Consider the following 20,551-nt stretch of genomic DNA (forward strand, 5'->3'; position numbering starts at 1 on the left):
GAATTTATGTATTTGAATAATGGAAATTTAGTCATCCGGGATGCGGCAGCGGGTGATGCACAGCTGCTGTGCAAATGGTGGAACGATGGAGCCATAATGGCCCACGCCGGTTTTCCGCGCGGAATAGGCACTACTGAACAAGAGGTGCGAAGCAAACTGCAGAGCAGTGCAGGTGATAAGCGGCAGGGCCGCCTGATCCTGGAGATCGATGCCATACCTGTCGGGGAGATGAGCTACCGGGCGACTGCTGAGCATACAGCAGAGATCGGGATTAAGATTTGTGACTCAAGTGCCCAGAACAAAGGTGCCGGGACCCGTTTTTTAACACTGCTGATCCGCCATTTGTTTGAGGAGCTGGGTTATCTGAGAATTATACTCGATACCAACCTCAAGAATACCAGGGCACAGCATGTATATGAGACAATCGGCTTCCGCCAGACAGCCGTGCACTATAATTCCTGGAAGGACCAGTTGGGCGTATGGCAATCCTCGATTGATTACGAGCTGGCGGCAGAAGGCTGGGTTAATCATTTCTGAGCCGAAATAGCGGATATCCTGGCTGACGGCAACAAAAACCGCTCTTTTTTGCAAACCTGCTCTGGAGTTGTGGCGCGTTAGCCTTTATAATATGACGAGAATATAGAATAAAGGAAAAGGTGTTCACTTCATGAGTATATTAAATGTAGAAAAGCTAAGCCACGGTTTCGGCGACCGGGCGATCTTCACGGATGTATCCTTCCGCCTGCTGAAGGGCGAGCATATTGGTCTGATCGGTGCGAATGGTGAAGGTAAATCGACCTTCATGAATATCATTACAGGCAAGCTGCAGCCGGACGAAGGCAAAGTGGAATGGGCAAAGCGTATGCGCGCCGGTTATCTGGATCAGCACGCCGTGCTGCAGAAGGGACAAACGATGCGTGATGTGCTGCGCGGGGCATTCCAGTATCTGTTCGATATGGAACAGGAAATGAACGATATGTACGGCAGAATGGGCGATGTGACACCGGAAGAGCTGGAGCAGCTGCTCGAGGATGTCGGAACGATTCAGGATATGCTGACCAGCCAGGACTTCTATTTGATCGATGCCAAAATCGACGAAACCGCCCGTGGTCTAGGCCTCACTGATATTGGTCTTGACAAGGATGTTAATGATCTCAGCGGCGGTCAACGGACCAAGGTGCTGCTGGCTAAGCTGCTGCTGGAGAAACCGGATATTCTGCTCCTCGATGAGCCTACGAACTATCTGGATGAACAGCATATTGTCTGGCTGAAGCGCTATTTGCAGGAATATGAGAATGCCTTCATTCTGATCTCCCATGACATTCCGTTCCTGAATAGTGTAATCAACCTGATCTATCATATGGAAAATCAGTCGCTGTCGCGTTATGTAGGCGATTACGAGTATTTCCAGCAGGTCTATGAAGCGAAGAAATCGCAGCTGGAATCCGCATTCAAGCGCCAGCAGCAGGAAATTGCAGACCTGAAGGATTTCGTCGCCCGCAATAAGGCAAGCGTAGCGACCCGGAATATGGCTATGTCACGCCAGAAGAAGCTGGACAAGATGGAAGTGATCGAGATTGCCAAGGAGAAGCCGAAGCCGCAGTTTAACTTCAAGCAGGGGCGGACCTCCGGCAAGGTGATTTTTGAGACCAAGGATCTGGTGATCGGTTATGACTCACCGCTGTCGCGCCCGCTGGACCTAAGTATGGAGCGCGGACAGAAGATTGCCCTCGTCGGTGCGAACGGTATCGGGAAAACAACGCTGCTGCGCAGCATTCTCGGCCAGATTCAGGCGCTTTCCGGCTCAGTCCGGCTTGGCGATCTGCTGGAAATCGGCTATTTCGAGCAGGAAATGAAGGAATCGAATTATAACACCTGTATTGAAGAGATTTGGAACGAGTTCCCTTCCTTCACCCAGTTCGAAATCCGGGCAGCGCTGGCCAAGTGCGGCCTGACGACCAAGCATATCGAGAGTAAAATTGCGGTGCTCAGCGGCGGCGAGAAGGCCAAAGTCCGGCTGTGCAAGCTGATTAACCGCGAGACGAACCTGCTTGTACTCGACGAGCCGACAAACCATTTGGACGTAGATGCGAAGGATGAGCTGCAGCGTGCACTCAAAGCGTACAAAGGCAGCATCCTGCTGATTTCCCATGAACCGGAATTCTACCGCGATATCGTGACTGATACCTGGAACTGCGAATCATGGACAACCAAAGTATTCTAAAAGTCCGGCTGTGATGCTGGGCTGCACAGTGACCCGTAAGAGCACAGCTTTGTACAAAGTGACACTCTTACGGGATATTTATGTTGACGAGGAGGATTCAGGGTGAGAGCCATCCGCCGGACCAAGACCATAGAAGGCACTTCGATACCCGGGTTTATTCACAACGGGGGGCAATTTTTCTATATCAATGTAGATGTATATGAAGATGGAATGGTGAACTGCTGGGAGCTTGTGGACCTTAAGGGCTTGCAGGGCAAATTGGATTCGGGCTGGTTAGTACCGGCTGTTCCTGCAGGGGAGCAAATTTTTATACATGGGCTGGGTGCATACATTGTAGAATCGGCACAGTGGGCATTTGATGAGAAAAGCTATTATAAGCATTTTAAGAATACCCTGGCCAGCCTTAATCCTGATCTCACGAATATATACGCAATTTCCAGCAGGGAGCGGCAGCGTGATGAACAACGCCGGATCGCCCATTCGCCTGCCGCAACGGATTTCTATGTATCGAGTGAACAATTCTACCAGACCGTAGAGGGCGCAAGTCTCCATCTGTTCATGAAGTATGGCAGTGAGAATTATTTAGTCAATATAACTGTGTACAAGGATGGGCGGGTGCTCATTCATAATCTGCCGGATGAGCAGGAGTATACGCTTGAGCAATTGGCAGAGCTTTTTGCAGACGGAACCTTCTTTACTGAGATTACAACCGGTACTGCTATACAAATGCTGAATATAGGTAAGGTTGTTTTATCTGACTCCTTATATTCCTCTGACGCTGGAGAGAAGCTCAAAGAACTGTACAATCTCCATAAGAAGCTGAATGGCGAACAAACTGCCCATGAAGCCTGCAGGGCCGCCTATCATAACTATCTGGAGAATCCCATCGAATTCTACCGGGAGCAGCTGAGAATCAAATATGAGCTCGTCCCCGAACATGAAAGAATGTACCTGGGAGATATGGATACGAAGGACTGGGATTACCGCAGAATTATCTACTCCCCTGAAAATAAACGTGAAGTGTAAAAGGGAAGCTGTCTTCATTGAGGGATTCGCGGAGTAAACATGTTATACTTAAGCCGTTAGCAGATTATAGAGATAAAGGGTGGCAAGATGGAGAAAATCAGCTTTCATTACGGAAAACATATTGGGGCGGTCGCACGGGCCGTATACTTCAATTCGTGGAAATCCATACTGTCAATTGCGGCTCAAGCAGCGTTCGCAGCGGTGTGTCTGATTCTGTATCTGCAAAATGAGTCGATGATTCTGCTCGGCATATCAATCACGCTAGTGCTTACCATAGCCATGTCGATTGCTACACGGACGTTATTGTTACCGCGTATCCTTGCGGCAGATACAAGATACAATAAAGAGTTTGACTATCTGTTTGATACAGACGGGATTAATTTCGATCCGGAAAAATCACAGGCCATCATGAAATGGGGCTCCTTCACCCAGGTATGGGAGAACAAAGCTTATTATCTGCTGTTCCATGGACACAGCGAATACTGGTTCATTGCCAAACAGTCGTTCACGGATACAACGCAGGAGAACAAATTCAGAGCTTATGCCGCAGCCCACCGGAAGATTAGTACGGGTATTATCCGCTGATACGGCAGCTATTCAAGGACATGCCGGAAGGCATGTCCTTTTTTCAATATGAGTGTTTATACATTAAGCCAGTCTGAGTTTCATGCGGCATAGCTTGCTTCATCTCTTGCAGAATTGATCTTGTCTATTTGCCCGCCTCAATTACGCCCGCCAGAACGTAGTACAGTCAGCTTTATCGGCAATATTGTACTCGATGATTTCTCTGAGCAGCCCGTAATTCACCGGGTTACTCCATTTCATCCGGATCAGCAGCTTGGTGTGATCGAGGCCTGCCAGCTTTAATTTGTCTGCAAAATGATCCATGCCTGCCTTCTCGGGTGCCACGGCCATATGCGGTTTGGCTACACTGAAGCCGATAATATAGGTTCCATGATGGGTGAACATTGGCTGATTCCAGGCAATTCGCGGTGCTAAATCAGGAAATTGCTCCAGAACCCAGGCGAGAACCTCTTCCAGTTCTGCCCGGTGAACCGGGTTATCGATTTTTGCCAAATACTCTTCAAAGACGTCCATGATATTTCCTCCTGATCTATAACCGTTCTATGCTTCCTATAATATAGTGTGACCTGCACTTAGTCAAAATCTGCATTACTCGAATTTGTATCATTATTGCAGGCTTCTGCATTACAGCAATTTCCTGTATGATTATAAGGTAATCTTACATATTGTGCCAAAGCGAGGGATTTGAATGGAGAATACTTCTATAAGTCACAAAGCCAGACGCCCGTCGGAAGCTTTTAGTGCGTTCTTCATGATCATATCGCAGTTATGCTGGATCTGTTTTTTTCTGTTTATAAGAACCTATCCTGTACATCTACTTATAGTTAGTGCAGTTGTCACGATAAGCACAATGATTATAGTTATTTTGCTATACAGGCTGATGATGTTCCGGAGAAGGTTTACGCTGGCGATCAGGCCAGAAGATTTGCAGGTGAAGAATGCAACGATTGCAGCCGAGCGGATTAAGAGAATTTATGTTAAAGGGTACTTCAAGCCAGTCATTGCAGTTAAGCCGCGGGGCCGCTTGATGGTACCTTACAAATATTGCTTCAGCTTCGCGGATCAGGAAGATCAGGCAATTAAGGAACTTAAGGCTTGGGCCGGCCAGCATCAGATAGAGGTACGCGGTTCAGGATTTGCCCGCTGGCTATAGCTGTTAAAGGAGTGGTTAGATGTTATTACAATTGGTTCCGCTAAGAATTCCTACAGGTTGGACAGTGAAATGGAATATTTTCACTGAAGTATCAACTGAAGATTTTACCGATGAAGAACATGTACACTGGATGGAATACAGTGAGGATTTACTCCTGTTGGTGAATAACAATAATAACAAAATTCTTGATTTAGGCTGGTATCCTGAAGGTAAGCCACAGGGTCAGTACACTCTATTATTAATAGATCAATACGATGATATCGAACAACAAACAGCCGCTTGGGACACACCCTTAGTAAAGTTCAAAACAAGAGATATAGATGAAGTGAAGCTGAAAATCGAAAAAGTTTTATTACAGGTTAATAGTGGTGACTTCTCTTGAACACATCAATCAGGCAAATAACCCAGAGTCAAGCAGAGGAGATTGCGTATAATTGGTATTATGTCAGTGAGTTTTCTTTTTATGACGAGCCATCAAAGTATATATAAAAAAAGATTTATCTCCGTAAATACTTAAATGATCTATATATGTTAAAACAAAAGGAGGCAGCGAAATGAAAGTAACCGGATTTAGCCACATCACCCTCAATGTCCGCAATCTGCAGCAGTCCCTTGATTTCTATCAGGGTATCCTGGGGATGACGGTAAGACACCTTGGCAGATCAGATGCCTATCTGGAGTGGGGAAGCGCCTGGGTGTGCCTGGTCGAACGGCAGAATTACAGGGAAGCAGCAAGCGGATATGCCGGCATGGATCATGTGGCCTTCTACATAGATGAGCAGGATTTCAATGAAGCACTGGATATTCTGCGGCGTAATAATATTGCTGTCGTGCGCGGTCCGGTGCAGCGGGGAACCGGGTGGTCCGTGAATTTCCTTGACCCGGATGGCATTCAGTTAGAGCTGCATACATCTACTTTAGACATACGAATGGAGAGCTGGCGCTAATGACAATTCCTTTTACAGACATTCTGACTACCGAAGCTGAGCTTAGGGAACTCCTCGGGGTTCCAAGTGAGGTGGTAAAGCGTAAATCGATCCGGCATCTGGATCATAATTGCCGTAATTTCATCGCCATGTCACCGTTATTGTTTCTTTCCACTTCAGACGAACATGGCGCTTGCGATGTGTCCCCCCGCGGGGATGGTCCGGGAGCGGTGCTTGTGCTGGATGACGGGCATTTGGTAATACCAGAGAGACCGGGCAACCGCAGATTTGATTCCTTACGCAATATTCTTGTGAATCCGAATGCCGGTCTGATTTTTATCATCCCCGGGCTTGAAGAGACACTCAGGGTTAACGGTCAAGCGTATGTAATTAAAGATGAGGAAATTTTGGACAGGATGAAGGCCAGAGATAAACGGCCAACCCTGGGGATTGGTGTGAAGGTAGAGGAATGTTATATGCACTGCGCCAAAGCTTTCAAGCGTTCACAAATATGGGACAGCGGGTCCTGGCCGGAGGATTCGTCGCTTCCTTCCGTCCCAAGGATCATTGCGGAGCATGTGAATGCTGCTGAATTTACGGTCGAAGTCGTCCGGCAAGGCATTGAAGAGAGTTACGCGAAGAGACTCTATTAAAGAATGGAGTGCCAGAGCAGATGGATAAGCAGAAGCTGATCCGGATTTTTGATAAACAAGCGAGGCAGTATGACGGCAAAAGAGAAGACCCCAGCCAGCAGCGCTGGCGGAAGCAGCTTATAAGCCATGCCAAAGGCGATGTGCTTGAGCTTGCTGTAAGTATTGGAGCGAATTTCCCGTTCTATCCCCGCGAGGTCAGGATCACTGCGGCAGACTTTAGCGAAGCGATGCTCACGAAAGCGCGCCAGGCTGCGCAGCGCTATCAGCTGAATGCTGACTGTATATGCGCGGATATCGAAGAATTGGATTTTCCGGCACATTCTTTTGATACGGTAGTATCCACCCTATCCATGTGCAGCTACAAGCATCCTTTGGAGGTGCTAAGCAAGCTTAACCGCTGGTGTAAGCCGGGGGGGACCATCCTGCTTATGGAGCACGGGATCAGCTCGAAGTTCATGGTGGCTATTGCGCTAAAAGCACTAAACCCGCTGCTCTACCGCATTTATGGCTGTCATCATACCAGGGATATTCTCGGGCTGGTCCGGGAATCGGGAATGCAAATCGACAAAACAGAAGCTTACTGGCAGAACATGGTCCATCTGATCTGGGCCAAACCTGCACATCAACAATGAACCTGCGTAAGGAGAAACGGAATGGATAGCCTAATTTTTGATCTGGACGGTACATTATGGGATTCGACAGATGTCGTAGTGGTAGGATGGAATAGTGTGCTCAGCAACTACCAAGGTGTCGCGAATGCAGTAACGAAGGAAGATTTGCAGGGGATTATGGGGCTGCAGGTGTATGAAGCCGGCCAAAAACTGTTCCCGGGTGTAGATGAGGATACCCAGCAAAAAATTATGCGGGAATGCTGTGAAATCGAGAATCTGTTTCTGGCCAAAGCAGGCGGAAGCTTATACGGGTCACTGGAAGAGGTGCTTCAGACGCTCTCGGCCAAATACAAACTGTTCATCGTCAGCAACTGCCAGGCGGGATACATCGAAGTTTTCCTTGAATATCATCAGCTGCAGAAGTATTTCACCGATTATGAGAATCCGGGCAGAACAGGCCTGTCCAAGGGTGAGAACATTAGGCTGGTCATGGAGCGGAATCACTTAAGCAGTCCAGTGTATGTAGGGGATACTGAAGGGGACAGAAAGGCTGCCGCATTTGCCGGGATTCCTTTCGTGTATGCACAATACGGATTTGGTGAAGTGAGCCGGTATGATTATTCGGTTGACCGGTTGGAGGGGCTGCTGGAATTGTTTTAGTCATACATCTTGTCCTCTTCAAGTGTATATTATAATTAATTCAGACAGTTGAGCGTCCTTTGCAGGACGTTCTTTTCTTTTGCAAGAGGACAATAGTTAGTTATGAATGACGATTTTGCTTGAAAATAGTATGAATCATCGAATATACTGTTTATATACGATATATACGATTAGGAAGGAGCAGCCGTATGCATCTCTCCGTGTCACTAACCTCGGGAGAACCCATCTATTCGCAGGTGAAGGAGCAGATCAAGAATCAGATTCTGGCCGGGCAGCTCCGGGAAGGGGAACTGCTGCCGTCGATCCGCAATCTTGCCCAAAGCTTGAAAATCAGTGTAATTACGACCAAACGGGCGTATGACGATCTGGAGCAGGAAGGACTGGTTACATCCGTATCCGGCAAAGGCACCTTTGTAGCGGGCAACAATATTGAATCTATCCGGGAGATTAAATACCGTGCACTCGAGGATCAGCTCCGTACAGCAATTGCTGAAGGCAGGAATATGGGTTTGACACGTACTGATTTTATGAATCTGGTTACAATTTTGTTCGGAGAGGAGCTGGAACCATGAATGTCATTGAGTTTCAGGGATTTTCTAAACGAAGTGGTGAATTTTCACTCGAGAATCTGAATTTTGCTGTTCCAAGCGGTTATATTACCGGGCTGATCGGCCCGAACGGTTCGGGAAAAACCACTTTAATCCGCTCTATTATGAACCTGATCCGGCCTGACCGGGGCGGGGTGCGGGTGTTCGGCCAGACTTATGCGGACCAGGAACGGGATATCAAGCGGCGGATTGGCTTTGTATATGATGAGGATTTCTTCTACAACCACTTAAGCCTGACTGAAATGGCGAAAATCATAGCGTCGTTCTACCCTACTTGGAATGAGCAGACCTTTAAGAAGACTCTTGATGATTTCCGGCTGCCTCCGCGGCGCTTAATCCGTGATTTGTCCAAAGGGATGAAAACCAAATTCGCTTTGGCGGCGGCACTCGCGCATGAGCCTGAACTGCTGATAATGGATGAGCCGACATCCGGGCTTGATCCGGTGTTCCGGCGTGAGATTTTGACCATACTTAGTGAATATATACAGGAGGGAACACGGTCTGTACTTTTTTCCACCCATATCAGCAGCGATCTGGAACGGATTGCCGACTATATTGTGTATATCCGCCACGGCCAAGTGGAATTCTGCGGAACGAAAGAGGAGCTGACGGATTCATACCTGCTCCTGAAAGGACCAGCGGAGTGGCTGCGGACCTCGGGGCTGAACTATACGTTTTTGGATGTGGAGCACAATGAGCTGGGATTCGAGGGGCTGATTGCCCGCAGCAGCTATTCGGAAGAGGCGTTTGGCCCTCAGGTGAGGGTGGAGCAGCCGTCGCTGGATGACATTCTAGTCTACACAAGGAGGGGATAACAGATGCTGCAGCTGCTCATTAAGGATATCCGGATTCAAAAAAAGTTCATTTTGCTGGGCTTTGTGTTTATCGGAGTTTTCTTCTTCATTCTCGGTGCCTTTGAAGGCATGCCGCTGACGGTTCCCGCTGCTATATTAAGTCATTTCTTAATCGTGGTCGCGAGTAAATCGGATGAGAAAAATAACAACGGCCGTATGCTGGCTTCGTTCCCTTTGCGCAGAATTGATATTGTGACCGCCAAATATGCAGGAGTTGTGATGTTCATTAGCCTATCCTTTCTGCTGACATTATTATGGCGCGGATTAGCCGGGCTCGTTCTGCCAGTACAGGAAATGCCCTGGTTCAGTCTGCAGTCCGTCATTCTGACTCTTGCGGTTCTGCTTGTGTTCTATGCGATCTATTTCCCGCTGTTCTTTGCCACAGGCCCCCGCCTTGTCCAGGTGCTTGACTTAATTGTAATTATGTCGGTCGGCGGGGCCCTTGTCATAGCTATAAGGGTTATGGAATGGCTCGATATCCCTGTTGGCAACTTTCTTCATAATTGGCTTACCTCAGATTACTTAACAGGAATGTTCTGGCTGCTCGGGGCCAGTTTACTTCTGATCATCCTGTCATGGTGTGTATCGTTGTTCGTGTATACGAACAGAAGTGTGTAGTTCACCGCTAGTGCAATTATGATTCTCAGAGAAAGTAGCCCGTATATATGGCCAGTGAAATCACACACCGCACCGCTACATGCGGCACCCGGATAAATCCTTGCAGCACATAACCGTTACACAGAGCACAGCCCAAGAGCATAATCAGTCCAAACGGGAGTAAAAGCGGGTAAAGCAGCGTGCAGAGCAGTGCTAATGAGCCAAGCAGGTTAGCAGCGGTAAGCGGAATTCCAAGCTTGCTGGACTTAAGTATTGCTGCAGCACCCATAAGCATGGCATACAGTACAATTAGGATATAAATCATCTTCTTCCTCCTCACAGTGGGATATAATCAGATTTAATCACATGGGGTTAACCCCATGGCAAGGGGGCGGGCGGATGCAAATTGGCGGATTTGTGAGTGAGATGGGAACGACAGCGGATACCGTGCGTTACTATATGGAGCTGCATTTACTGAAGCCGGCGCTTGTGCGGGGCCGCTACTTCTTCGCTGAGAAGGAAGTTATGGATTTCCGGGCGGTTACGCAGCTGAAGCAATGGGGACTGGCAATGAAGGAGATTCAGCGTCTGTTCGGATATAAGGCGGAATCCGGCTGCGGCACAGCTGACCTCCTGGCCTTCGCCCGCACTGTGCTGCTTGAACGGCTGCAGGCAATTGATGCCCGTGCAGCGGAGCTTGATAGGCAGAGGACTCAGGTGCTGGAGAATCTCGCTGAGATAGAAGAACTGATTACAAAATGAAGTGATATTGAGCAGGAAGTGCTGTATTATTAAAAGTTGTTAATGTACATGTTTTTAATTTAGGAGGGGTATTCCTGAGCGTCTCAACACGAATCGGCATCGATGCCGGCGGAACATTAATTAAGATTGCATACATAAAGGATGGTCAGCTTGAGCTCCGCAAATTTCCGTCTGTGAAACTGACTGATATAGCAGCCTGGATCAGCGGGCATTTCACTGAGGTGGAGCTCTGTGTGACAGGCGGAAAAAGCGATCTGCTGCAGAAGCTGTTAGATCAGAAGGTCCAGCAGATTGTCGAGTTCGAGGCAACCTGCAGAGGCGTGCTTCATTTGCTGCAGGGCAAGGAGCAGATGCCGGAGGAGCATGTGCTGACCAACGTAGGAACGGGAACTTCCATACATATTGTGACCAAGGATGAGCATTTCCGGATCGGCGGGACCGGGGTCGGGGGCGGAACACTGCTTGGGTTGTCCAGGCTGCTTGCGGAGGTAGGCGACTACGATGATATTATCCGGTTAGCGCCGCAAGGCTCCCGTGAGCACATCGACCTGAAGGTCAGCCAGATCTATGAGGGCTCCGTACCACCTATTTCCGGGGATTTGACTGCCAGTAATTTCGGCAACCTGGCCCATGATCCGGTTAATCTGAACCCGCCGGACTATCTGGCATCTGTAATCGGACTGGTCGGAGAGACGGTAACTACAGTGAGTGTTCATGCGGCTATGCAGCACGGGCTCTCGACGATCGTCTATATCGGTTCTTCTTTTATCGGCAATGAAATGCTGAGAAAAGTGGTTGCCGATTATACGATTTTACGGGGAGCAGTACCGGTGCTGCTGGATAACGGAGAGTACAGCGGAGCCATTGGAGCGCTGCTGTCGATTGAGTAAAGAAGGGATCTGGCAGGCTGGCAAAGCCTGTACCAGTTCCGGTTAAACAAGCCCGTGAGATATGCTCACGGGCTTGCTTAATGTGCCGTATTATCGGATCAGCTTCATACACACCTGCGGTTCTTCATCCACCGGTCTGCAGGGGGGACAGGCCGCGAATCCGAATTTGCGGACACTGGCCAGCGAAGCCTCATTCTGCGGATGGGTCAGGATATAGATGCATTCGACCCTAAGCTGCCCGAAGCAGATCCGGATGAGAGCGGGCAGGGCTTCCGACATATACCCCATCTGCCAGTAGTCCTTCCATATATCGTAGCCAAGCTCGACCTGCTTAAGCTCACGGTCCCAGTAATGGTAACCGCATGTCCCGATGAATTCACCGGTTACTTTGTCGAACATGCCGTAGCGGAGATGGTCTTGTCCTTCCGGATTCCGGTAATGCCCGATAATGGCCAAGGCTTCTTCCTGGTCGCAGGGAGGCTCACTGAAATATTTGCACATATCCGGGTCGGAAAATTGCCTGTGTACAGCTTCAGCATCCTCTGGCCGCAGCAGGCGGAAGTGCAGGCGCGCAGTCTCAAACGGATCAGATAAACTCATACTGCTCACCTCAATAATAAGAATATTTTATTAGAATCATCGTGCTAAGTGCCTAATTGTACTCATTCTTCATCACTATATTCCCTCGGTTATCAGTTGTCTATGAGCATTTTGTACATAGAAACCTCACATATTGCGTAATAAGTAGGCCTGAAGAGTCATATATCACAGATAGTGGAAAACGTTTGCAATTATAATGTAAGCGTTATCTCTTGATGGGTATACATTATTGCGCAATGGGAGGGAGAAAAGGTTGAGTTTACACAAAGTTTCCTTTAATCTGATTGTGTTCATGGCGTTAGGCATTCAATATGCATTGATGCATCTTTTTTCGGCAGGCGAAGTCATCGTTATTTCCACCGGTGAGCTTATTATTTATATGTTGTTTACCTTCGCGGGCCTGGGCAGGTTTTTTCAGCGGCGCAGAGATGTGCTTAAGGAGCAGGGCTGCGGATATACAGGACTTTTCTTCAGTGTGTTATGGACAGTGTCCTTGTGTTCACAGTTCCGCAAAGAGAGCTACCCGGAGGCACTGACCATTATCAATTCGCTCGGAGTGTCTGCTGCCGGCCTGGTGCTGTTAACTGAGATTATTGTGTTGTTTAAGGCATAATTAATTCAAATATATAAAAAAGCACCTGTCAATCCGGGATTGGGATTCCCGATGACAGGTGTTTTTTTATTCTAAAATCCGGATAACAGTGAAAAAGTGGCTTAAGCGGCGTGGAGCGATATTTATGCAAGTCCGGAGAGCACAGAAGCAGATTAATAGATGGATAAATAACACTTGCTGCAAGAACGAAGGAGGAAAGATTAAACAGCAAGTGGAAAAAGAGCACTTAATATTAGGGAAACAGGCTAAAGTAAGCGAAATGGACGGAATTAAGATACGTTTGTCCACTTAAATGTCTCAAAGGACCAAAAAAGGCGAATTTAAGATACGTTTATCCACTCGCATTGCATTAACCCTAACATGAAATCTATATATACCTATTTATTGGTTTTAAAGAATATTTTTACATCCACTTCTTCTCTCAAAAGTTAAAAAGAGTAGGAGGGAATAGATGTAAGACGCGTTTGTCAATTAAATCCATATTTGCGTTCGAATTACTTTTTGCTCGGCCGTAGCTTGCCTACCGTCGTTCGTAGAATTTTTGGTTTTGGACGGACGCCCGTGGGTTTCCCTTTGGACGATTTTCGCGGACGTAACACCTCTTGCTCCAATGCAGACCACGGCAGATAGAGATACACCCGCATCAGTTTAAGCAACTGCCAAGGCGTTAGCTTCCGGGCGAAAGAAGCATTGGCCTCCTGCACCAGAAGCGCCGTAATTAAGACCAGGAACAACTGATTCCAGATCGCCTGCGGTTTGTAGCTATGCACGTGCACGGCTCGCAAATGCTGCTTCATCCATTTAAAAAACAACTCAATGAGCCAACGGTTTTTGTAAATCTGTGCGATCTCTTCCGCCGATACCTCCCAGATGGAAGTGACAAGCCGGTAGAGGCGCCCTTTTTCATCCAGAAATTCAATGAGGCGTAAGGTTTTCTTGTCCGCCCGATCCGCACGGCCCATGTGGACCTTGGCGTCCCGAAGGATTCGGCTTCCGGCAGGCACCGTAGATTCTTCAAGGACAGTGGTGTATGCCCGGTCCCGCAGACGCATCACAAATCGAATCCCTTGGGTACTCCACGCCTCCATCTTTTTGTAGTCATCGTACCCCCGGTCCATGACATAAGTCGTGTCCGAAGGAATGACCAATTCTACGGCACACGCTCGATCTCCGACATTGGCAGTCGTGGGAACCATAGCATCGGGAAACACGGTGTCGGGCGAGGCCACAACCAGACGAAGATGCATTTTGACGCTGCTGGCCTTACGAGTCACCTGTGCCCAATTCCCCAAATTCAGGGGTAACGAAATGGTGGAAGCATCTACAATGCTCAGTTTACCAATGGTTTTGGAAATCCCACTTAACGATGCTGTCCGCTCTTTGGCCCGCAGAGCCAGTTGCTGAAAAAGCCACTCGAGCAGTTCGGTAGGCAGACGATCTAAGGAACGGGATAACTGAGAGCCGCTAATACTTTCCAAATGAAACAAACGCTGCAGTTCGGTTTGTGCACGGATTTGAGCTTCGATTTCGCTGTAAGAACCCCATCGATTCAACTGGGCGGAAACAAAAATCAAGATACTTTTCATCACAGTTAGCTTTTTAGTGTAGTAATCGAACACGGTGGGGTCTAGAGCATTGACCGGAAGTAAAGATAAGAATTGACGTATGACTGAATTTGCTTTAACGTTATCCATTGAGAGCTCCTTTGTAAGGGGGTATGGACAACGCGCCTACCTTCTTACATTAGAGTTTTTTTCTGTTTCTGGACAGGTAGTTTATTCCATTCGGATAATGTTAGCTTTTATGCAACGCTAGTGACGTTTATCCACTTATTTCCTTCAACAGAGGCCAAACTCAGCATTTAACTAGCAGCTGCTAAACAGAAGGATCTTCGCCGTGAGGAATAGTAACGAGTAAGTTAATCCACCGCAAGCAGCGAAGTCCACCCGGAGGGCGATTTTGTTCATATATAAGAATTTATATGTTTCATACGATAGCTTATCCTTCTATTTCTCGCTGAAATACCCCTCAGAAAGCTGCTTCAAATGGTCAAATATCCGGTTATTAGCCCAAACATGAAACTCGTACAGCGGATAAGGTTGTTGCGCTCCTGTTAAGGCTGCAGGGAGCGCTTACAATTGACAGACTGGTGTCTATTTATTATTCACCCATAAATCATACTTGACTAGTGAGATTAATAGGATTATAGTATGAAAAAAGCTTGATCAACCGCGAAAGATTTCCAATACTAATCTTTCATAATAATTGTATACAATTATACAGTTATTCAGGCGACCCGCAATATAAAGGCGAGGAGCAATCATACATATGGAAATGCGTTCAAGAAGATTGTCAAAGGATAATACCTACTACACACTCAAGCAAAAAATAATAGACAGTGAGCTGGAGCCGGACCAGGCGGTGAATGAAGAGAATTTGGCGGCATTACTCGGCGTTAGCCGGACCCCATTAAGAGAGGCTATCCAGCGGCTGGAGAATGAGGATTTTCTTGTGCGTCAGCCCAACGGCAGGCTGCGAGTAGCTCCGCTGAGTATCAAAGAGGTCGAAGAAATCTTCCAGATCCGCAGCATGCTGGAAGGCCACATTGCCAGAAGTGCAGCGAGGAATGCTACAGCCAAGGATATTCAGCGGTTAACTCAGATTCTCGAACGGCTGAAGCACTCCTTCCAATTGGGTGACAGTCATGATGTGGTGTCCTACGGGTTTGAATTCCATGATTATTTGTCGGAAATAAGCGGGCTGAAGACCTTCGAGAAAGTGCTTAATCAATTAAGAGACCGATCACTCCGTTATTGCCGCTATGTCTCCTTGCATGGTGACTGGAACACACAGGCGGATGAAGAGCACTATGCGATTCTGCAGATGATCGCTGAGCGGGATGAAGAGGGTGCGGAAAGCTCAATGCGCGAGCATATCTTAAGCAGCTTGTCTACAGCACTTGAGCGGATTAAAGGGATTGGGCAACAGTAAGGAAGGGAGCGTACACAATAATGAACCTACAGCATGAGACAGAAGAGGCCCTGGCAGCAAGCCTGACCGAAGTACGGCGCAACCTGCACCGGGAGCCGGAGCTTAGCAATGAAGAGTTCAGAACGACGCAGAAGCTGAGGGAATGGCTGACTGAAGCAAGTATTCATATTCTCGATCTCCCGCTTAAGACCGGACTTATTGCCGAGGTCGGACAGGGGGACGGGCCGATCGTTGCGGTCCGCTGTGATATAGATGCACTCCCGATTGAAGAGCAGACGGAGCTGCCATTTGCCTCAACAATTTCCGGGAAGATGCATGCCTGCGGTCATGACTTCCACACCGCAGTGATCTTAGGGGCCACACTCCTGCTGAAGCAGCATGAACATGAGCTGCACGGCAAGGTTAGGCTATTGTTCCAACCGGCGGAAGAAACGGGACACGGAGCGGAGGATGTGCTGGCATCCGGCGGCCTGAACGATGTCGAGGCCATCTTCGGATTACATAACTCACCGGACCTGCCTACCGGGGCGTTCGGTACTAGAACGGGAGCCTTAACGGCAGGCGTAGACCGGTTTGAAATTACGGTAAAAGGGGTAGGTGCACATGCCGCTACTCCGGAAAAAGGCGTGGACTCTATAGTAACAGCTGCGCAGATCATCACGATGCTGCAAACCGTAGTCAGCCGGCAAAATAATACGCAGGAGCCGGTAGTGTTAAGCGTCACGAGAATCAACGGCGGCTTCACCTGGAATGTGCTGCCGGAGAAGGTGGAGCTTGAAGGCACGGTACGTACTTACAATGAAGACATCCGCCGCAGCATTCCGGACCAGATGACCCGGATTATTGAGGGGATTGCGGCAGCAGCCGGAGCAGAGGCACAGCTGCACTGGTATCCGGGTCCGCCCGCAACCATTAATCACGGAGAATGGACAGACTTCACCAAGGAGGTAGCCGCACAAGCCGGCTATACCGTGCATGATATTCCGCCGCAAATGGGCGGGGAAGACTTTTCGTATTATTTACAGCAAATCCCGGGTGCGTTCGTCAATATTGGAACAGGCCCGAATTATGCGCTGCATCATCCGCGCTTTGATGTCGATGAGGCGGCAATCCTGCCGGCTGCGAAGTATTTTGCCACACTTGCCGGACAAGCTCTAGCCAAACTGGCGGCTGAGGAATAATCCTGAATCCTAAATTTACTCCAGAGTTGAGGGGAACGACCATGATTGAAATACGGGACGTGTACAAGACATTCACCCGCAAACAGATGAAGATTGAAGCACTGAAAGGGATTAGCCTCAAGGTGGATAAAGGCGATATCTTCGGCGTAATCGGCTACAGCGGTGCCGGCAAAAGCACACTGATCCGTCTGGTCAATTATCTGGAACGGCCGACGACGGGGCAGGTGCTGGTAGACGGCCATGATCTCGGTGCTTACAGTGACAAGGAGCTGCGGACTGCCAAGAAGAACATCGGAATGATCTTTCAGCATTTCAACCTGCTGGAATCGAAGAAAGTGTTCGACAATGTAGCGATTCCGCTCGTCCTGCTGAAGAAGAGCAAAGCGGAAATCCGCAAACGGGTGGAGGAGCTGCTGGCATTCGTAGGACTGAGCGATAAGGCGGGGAGCTACCCGAGCGAATTATCCGGCGGACAGAAGCAGCGGGTCGGGATTGCCAGAGCGCTAGCCTCAAATCCCCAGATACTGCTCTGTGACGAAGCGACTTCTGCCTTAGATCCGCAGACGACACAGTCGATTCTGCAGCTGCTCAAACGGATTAATGCCGAATACAACATTACCGTCATGATCATTACGCATGAGATGTCTGTCATTCAGGAAATCTGCAACAAGGTGGCGGTCATGGAAGAAGGCAGGATTATCGAGCAGGGAAGTGTACTGGATGTATTCGGTGATCCGAAGCATCCGACTACGCAGAACTTTGTGAAGACCGTCATTCAGAACAGCATGACCGCAAGTGTCCGCAAAACCCTTAAGACTGAGCAGGGAAGCCGGGTCTATAAGCTGAATTTTGCCGGAGACAGTGCATCTGAGCCGATTCTCTACGAGGTCATCCGTTCCAGCGGGGTCAAGGTCAATATCCTGTTCGCGAATACGACGGAGATTCAGGAAACGACACTGGGTACGATCATCGTTCAGCTCCAGGGTGAAGAGCTGCAGATGGATCAGGCACTGGATTACTTGAAGCAGCATGAAGTCCGGGTAGAGGAGGTGAAATCCTATGTTCTCGACATCGATCACAAGTGAGCAATTTCTTAGAGCCATTATAGAAACGATTCAAATGGTGGGTGTATCCCTGTTTGTAGGATCACTTCTCGGGATTCCGCTGGGCATACTCCTGGTGATTACCCGTCCTGGCGGTGTACTGGAGAATAAAGCGCTCTATACCGGGCTGAATCCGGTGATCAATATTATCCGCTCGCTGCCTTTTATCATATTATTGGTAGCGATTATTCCGGTAACAAGAGCAATTGTTCACACCTCAATTGGGACCAATGCGGCGATTGTTCCGCTCATTATCTACATCGCACCTTATATCGCACGGTTGGTAGAGAATTCTCTGCTGGAAGTAAATCCGGGGATTCTGGAAGCTGCTGAAGCAATGGGGGCTACTCCGCTGCAAGTAATATGGTACTTCCTGCTGCCGGAGGCGATCGGCTCTTTAATCCTCTCCCTGACCACAGCGACGATCGGCCTCATCGGGGCAACGGCCATGGCTGGAACAGTAGGTGGAGGCGGCGTCGGGGATTTGGCCATCGTCTATGGCTACCAGCGTTTTGACAAGTTTGTTATGATCGCCACCGTAATTATTCTGATTATTCTGGTGCAGGGCATTCAATCTCTAGGCAACACACTGGCGCGGAAAATCCGCCGCTACTAACTATTACATACACAGAAGGGGACCGGCAGATGAGTGCATGGAGCAAGCAGGACCGTTTTAAGGCATTATTATCCGGAGAACTTGCGGATCGTCCGATTGTCAGCGGATGGCGCCACTTTATTGACAAGGAACAGAATGCAGAAGATCTGGCAGCAACTACGATTGCTTTCACGAAGAAATACGACTGGGACTGGGTGAAAATCAACCCGCGGGCCACCTACCTGGCTGAAGCCTGGGGGAATGAGTACGACTTCGCGGATTATCAGACAGTGTTCCCGAGACAGCTGACTACGGCTATTCCCGCTGCGGCGAATCTCTGGGATCTTGAAGTGAAAAAGGCATCCGGAACAGCTTCGCTGGCTGAGCATCTGGAGGCGGTACGGAAGATCCGCCAGGGTTTACCTGAGACTCCGCTGATTCAGACGGTCTTCTCACCGCTGACAGTACTGCTGTTCATTGTAGGACGTTCTGCTTATGTCACCAAGACGGTATTCGGAATTGAGCAGCCGGTGACGCTGGAATCCTTGTTCAAAGAACACCGGGCAGCCGCACATCATGCACTGCACGCCATTGCCTTGACCCTGGCGGATTTTGTGCAGGAGCTGAAGCAAGCGGGTTCAGACGGTTTGTTCTATGCCGTGACAGGTACAGCACATCCCGGATTATTCGATGAAGCGATGTTCGATGAGCTGTCGAGACCGTATGATTCTATCGTCCTGGAAGCTGCGAGCTATGGCAAAAATGTTCTGCATACCTGCGGTGCCTATGCCCAGCCCGGGAAATTCAATGATTACCGGATTGACGGAATCAGCTGGGATACGATTGCCGAAGGAAATCCGGGTCTTGAAGCTGATCTCAAAGCTACGAAGGTAGGCGGAGTGGATCACGGATTGTTTGCAGGGAACGACATTAAGCGAATTGAGCAGCAGGCCAGGGAAGCATTGGCACTCATGAAGGATCAGCCGTTTATCCTTTCGCCGAACTGTGCCATTCCGCTGAATGTTACAGACGAGGCGTTAGCGAATTTTAAAAACATAGTATTAGAATAGGAGATGAAGGTTATGAAGAAATTACTGGTAGTGATGTTGATTAGTGTGATGGCGGTGCTGGCGGCTTGCGGCAACAATAAGGAAGCGGCAAATTCCGGGGACAAGAAAGAAATTACTGTCGGATTCGGTGTAGGTACATATGAGGAGCAATTCCGTCAATCCATTCTGCCGATCCTGGAGGAAAAGGGCTATAAAGTAGACATCAAAACCTTCTCGCAAAATATGCAGGTGAACCCGGCGATGAAGGAAGGCTCGATTGACGCGAGTATTTTCCAGAGTACAGCATACATGGAAGCAATCAATGAAGAAATCGGTGCGGACATGACGGGTATTGCTTATGTTCCAGGTGCACCGCAAGGTCTCTATTCGGTAAATCATACCACGCTTGACGATGTAAAAGACGGTACTACCGTGGCTGTTCCGAATGACCCTGTTAACCAGGAGCGCGCGCTGCGCATCTTAGAGGAGCTGGGCTGGATTAAAATCAAAGAAGGCGCCGGTGTTGCCGACTTCAATATTAACAGCATGGAAGCAGATAAATACAACATTGATATTAAAGTGCTGGACCCTGCACAGATCCTGGTCTCCCTTCAGGACGTAGATTATGGGGTAGTCAACGGGAATTACATTGCCAATGCGCCGGACCGAAAGATTACAGACGCGCTGAAAATTGAGAATACGCCAATGCAGCACAGAATCATCGTATCGGTTAACAAGAAGGATGCAGATACCCAGTGGGCTAAGGACTTGAAGGCTGCATATGAATCCAAAGAATTCGAAGAATACATCACAGGACAAGAGAAGTATGCCGGATTCATTCTGCCGGAAGCATGGGCAAATAACTAATCA

At 48.6% G+C, this 20,551-nt stretch carries 26 protein-coding genes; 22 read left to right on the top strand and 4 right to left on the bottom strand.

Features of this window, described 5'->3' with window-relative positions; all coding sequences use genetic code 11:
• Positions 1 to 6: 6 nt before the first annotated feature.
• From LOS79_RS05275 to LOS79_RS05290, 4 genes are all read left to right on the top strand, one after another.
• Positions 7 to 537 carry a GNAT family N-acetyltransferase gene (locus LOS79_RS05275; protein ID WP_315416836.1) on the top strand — a complete coding sequence of 177 codons (531 nt, stop codon included), beginning with the start codon at positions 7 to 9 and terminating at the stop codon, positions 535 to 537.
• A 130-nt stretch (positions 538 to 667) separates the two neighbouring features.
• The gene (locus LOS79_RS05280) at positions 668 to 2,224 is read left to right on the top strand and encodes an ABC-F family ATP-binding cassette domain-containing protein (protein WP_315416838.1); all 1,557 of its coding nucleotides are present in this window, start codon (positions 668 to 670) and stop codon (positions 2,222 to 2,224) included.
• Positions 2,225 to 2,326: 102 nt separating this feature from the next.
• Positions 2,327 to 3,250 carry a DUF7638 domain-containing protein gene (locus LOS79_RS05285; protein ID WP_315416840.1) on the top strand — a complete coding sequence of 308 codons (924 nt, stop codon included), beginning with the start codon at positions 2,327 to 2,329 and terminating at the stop codon, positions 3,248 to 3,250.
• 87 nt (positions 3,251 to 3,337) lie between these two features.
• On the top strand, positions 3,338 to 3,835 hold the full coding sequence (locus tag LOS79_RS05290) for a YcxB family protein (RefSeq protein ID WP_315416842.1): 498 nt from the start codon (positions 3,338 to 3,340) through the stop codon (positions 3,833 to 3,835).
• Positions 3,836 to 3,976: 141 nt separating this feature from the next.
• Here the strand turns inward: LOS79_RS05290 and LOS79_RS05295 are convergent, their stop codons facing one another.
• The gene (locus LOS79_RS05295; protein ID WP_315416843.1) at positions 3,977 to 4,348 is read right to left on the bottom strand and encodes an iron chaperone; all 372 of its coding nucleotides are present in this window, start codon (positions 4,346 to 4,348) and stop codon (positions 3,977 to 3,979) included.
• Positions 4,349 to 4,685: 337 nt separating this feature from the next.
• Between LOS79_RS05295 and LOS79_RS05300 the strand changes: the two genes are divergently transcribed.
• The 9 genes from LOS79_RS05300 (at position 4,686) to LOS79_RS05340 (ending at position 9,918) form a co-directional block, all read left to right on the top strand.
• Complete coding sequence (locus tag LOS79_RS05300) at positions 4,686 to 4,988, top strand: hypothetical protein (protein WP_315416845.1); 303 nt, start codon at positions 4,686 to 4,688, stop codon at positions 4,986 to 4,988.
• 19 nt (positions 4,989 to 5,007) lie between these two features.
• Positions 5,008 to 5,370 carry a hypothetical protein gene (locus tag LOS79_RS05305; protein ID WP_315416847.1) on the top strand — a complete coding sequence of 121 codons (363 nt, stop codon included), beginning with the start codon at positions 5,008 to 5,010 and terminating at the stop codon, positions 5,368 to 5,370.
• 172 nt (positions 5,371 to 5,542) lie between these two features.
• Positions 5,543 to 5,935, top strand: coding sequence for a VOC family protein (locus tag LOS79_RS05310; RefSeq protein WP_315416849.1), 393 nt, complete (start codon positions 5,543 to 5,545; stop codon positions 5,933 to 5,935).
• The gene (locus LOS79_RS05315; protein WP_315416850.1) at positions 5,935 to 6,567 is read left to right on the top strand and encodes a pyridoxamine 5'-phosphate oxidase family protein; all 633 of its coding nucleotides are present in this window, start codon (positions 5,935 to 5,937) and stop codon (positions 6,565 to 6,567) included. Before LOS79_RS05310 ends, LOS79_RS05315 begins: the two co-directional genes overlap by 1 nt.
• 20 nt (positions 6,568 to 6,587) lie before the next feature.
• Entirely contained in the window at positions 6,588 to 7,199 is a 612-nt protein-coding gene (locus LOS79_RS05320; protein WP_315416851.1) for a class I SAM-dependent methyltransferase, read from the top strand.
• Between the two features lie 21 nt (positions 7,200 to 7,220).
• Positions 7,221 to 7,838: an HAD family hydrolase gene (locus LOS79_RS05325; RefSeq protein WP_315416852.1), complete on the top strand. Its 618-nt coding sequence runs from the start codon at positions 7,221 to 7,223 to the stop codon at positions 7,836 to 7,838.
• Between the two features lie 188 nt (positions 7,839 to 8,026).
• Complete coding sequence (locus tag LOS79_RS05330) at positions 8,027 to 8,410, top strand: GntR family transcriptional regulator (RefSeq protein WP_315416854.1); 384 nt, start codon at positions 8,027 to 8,029, stop codon at positions 8,408 to 8,410.
• Complete coding sequence (locus LOS79_RS05335; RefSeq protein WP_315416856.1) at positions 8,407 to 9,261, top strand: ABC transporter ATP-binding protein; 855 nt, start codon at positions 8,407 to 8,409, stop codon at positions 9,259 to 9,261. Before LOS79_RS05330 ends, LOS79_RS05335 begins: the two co-directional genes overlap by 4 nt.
• A gap of 3 nt (positions 9,262 to 9,264) precedes the next feature.
• Complete coding sequence (locus tag LOS79_RS05340) at positions 9,265 to 9,918, top strand: ABC-2 transporter permease (protein ID WP_315416857.1); 654 nt, start codon at positions 9,265 to 9,267, stop codon at positions 9,916 to 9,918.
• A 25-nt stretch (positions 9,919 to 9,943) separates the two neighbouring features.
• On the opposite strand, the gene LOS79_RS05345 is transcribed toward LOS79_RS05340, so the two are convergent.
• Positions 9,944 to 10,222: a hypothetical protein gene (locus tag LOS79_RS05345; protein WP_315416858.1), complete on the bottom strand. Its 279-nt coding sequence runs from the start codon at positions 10,220 to 10,222 to the stop codon at positions 9,944 to 9,946.
• Between the two features lie 74 nt (positions 10,223 to 10,296).
• Between LOS79_RS05345 and LOS79_RS05350 the strand changes: the two genes are divergently transcribed.
• The gene (locus LOS79_RS05350; RefSeq protein WP_315416859.1) at positions 10,297 to 10,659 is read left to right on the top strand and encodes a MerR family transcriptional regulator; all 363 of its coding nucleotides are present in this window, start codon (positions 10,297 to 10,299) and stop codon (positions 10,657 to 10,659) included.
• 98 nt (positions 10,660 to 10,757) lie between these two features.
• Entirely contained in the window at positions 10,758 to 11,549 is a 792-nt protein-coding gene (coaW, locus tag LOS79_RS05355) for a type II pantothenate kinase (RefSeq protein WP_315422007.1), read from the top strand.
• A gap of 90 nt (positions 11,550 to 11,639) precedes the next feature.
• Here coaW and LOS79_RS05360 read toward each other — a convergent pair whose 3' ends face one another.
• Positions 11,640 to 12,149, bottom strand: a complete 510-nt coding sequence (locus tag LOS79_RS05360) for a GNAT family N-acetyltransferase (protein ID WP_315416860.1) — start codon at positions 12,147 to 12,149, stop codon at positions 11,640 to 11,642.
• A 253-nt stretch (positions 12,150 to 12,402) separates the two neighbouring features.
• Here LOS79_RS05360 and LOS79_RS05365 point away from each other — a divergent pair, with 253 nt between their 5' ends.
• A complete protein-coding gene (locus tag LOS79_RS05365) occupies positions 12,403 to 12,762 on the top strand; it encodes a hypothetical protein (RefSeq protein ID WP_315416861.1) in 360 nt (119 codons plus the stop codon).
• A 494-nt stretch (positions 12,763 to 13,256) separates the two neighbouring features.
• On the opposite strand, the gene LOS79_RS05370 is transcribed toward LOS79_RS05365, so the two are convergent.
• On the bottom strand, positions 13,257 to 14,456 hold the full coding sequence (locus LOS79_RS05370) for an IS4 family transposase (RefSeq protein ID WP_315415358.1): 1,200 nt from the start codon (positions 14,454 to 14,456) through the stop codon (positions 13,257 to 13,259).
• A 634-nt stretch (positions 14,457 to 15,090) separates the two neighbouring features.
• On the opposite strand from LOS79_RS05370, the gene LOS79_RS05375 reads away from it, so the two are divergent.
• Genes LOS79_RS05375 through LOS79_RS05400 form a run of 6 tightly spaced genes read left to right on the top strand, consistent with a single transcriptional unit; the run spans position 15,091 to position 20,548 of the window.
• Positions 15,091 to 15,753 (top strand): GntR family transcriptional regulator, encoded by a 663-nt coding sequence (locus LOS79_RS05375; RefSeq protein ID WP_315416863.1) that lies wholly within the window; start codon positions 15,091 to 15,093, stop codon positions 15,751 to 15,753.
• A 20-nt stretch (positions 15,754 to 15,773) separates the two neighbouring features.
• Entirely contained in the window at positions 15,774 to 16,934 is a 1,161-nt protein-coding gene (locus tag LOS79_RS05380; protein ID WP_315416864.1) for an amidohydrolase, read from the top strand.
• Positions 16,935 to 16,975: 41 nt separating this feature from the next.
• A complete protein-coding gene (locus tag LOS79_RS05385; protein ID WP_315416866.1) occupies positions 16,976 to 18,019 on the top strand; it encodes a methionine ABC transporter ATP-binding protein in 1,044 nt (347 codons plus the stop codon).
• The gene (locus tag LOS79_RS05390; protein ID WP_315416867.1) at positions 17,994 to 18,653 is read left to right on the top strand and encodes a methionine ABC transporter permease; all 660 of its coding nucleotides are present in this window, start codon (positions 17,994 to 17,996) and stop codon (positions 18,651 to 18,653) included. Before LOS79_RS05385 ends, LOS79_RS05390 begins: the two co-directional genes overlap by 26 nt.
• Before the next feature lie 29 nt (positions 18,654 to 18,682).
• On the top strand, positions 18,683 to 19,702 hold the full coding sequence (locus LOS79_RS05395; RefSeq protein WP_315416868.1) for a uroporphyrinogen decarboxylase family protein: 1,020 nt from the start codon (positions 18,683 to 18,685) through the stop codon (positions 19,700 to 19,702).
• Between the two features lie 12 nt (positions 19,703 to 19,714).
• Positions 19,715 to 20,548 carry a MetQ/NlpA family ABC transporter substrate-binding protein gene (locus LOS79_RS05400; RefSeq protein WP_315416870.1) on the top strand — a complete coding sequence of 278 codons (834 nt, stop codon included), beginning with the start codon at positions 19,715 to 19,717 and terminating at the stop codon, positions 20,546 to 20,548.
• Positions 20,549 to 20,551 lie beyond the last annotated feature (3 nt).

Source organism: Paenibacillus sp. MMS20-IR301, from assembly GCF_032302195.1.
Lineage (GTDB): Bacteria > Bacillota > Bacilli > Paenibacillales > Paenibacillaceae > Paenibacillus_AQ.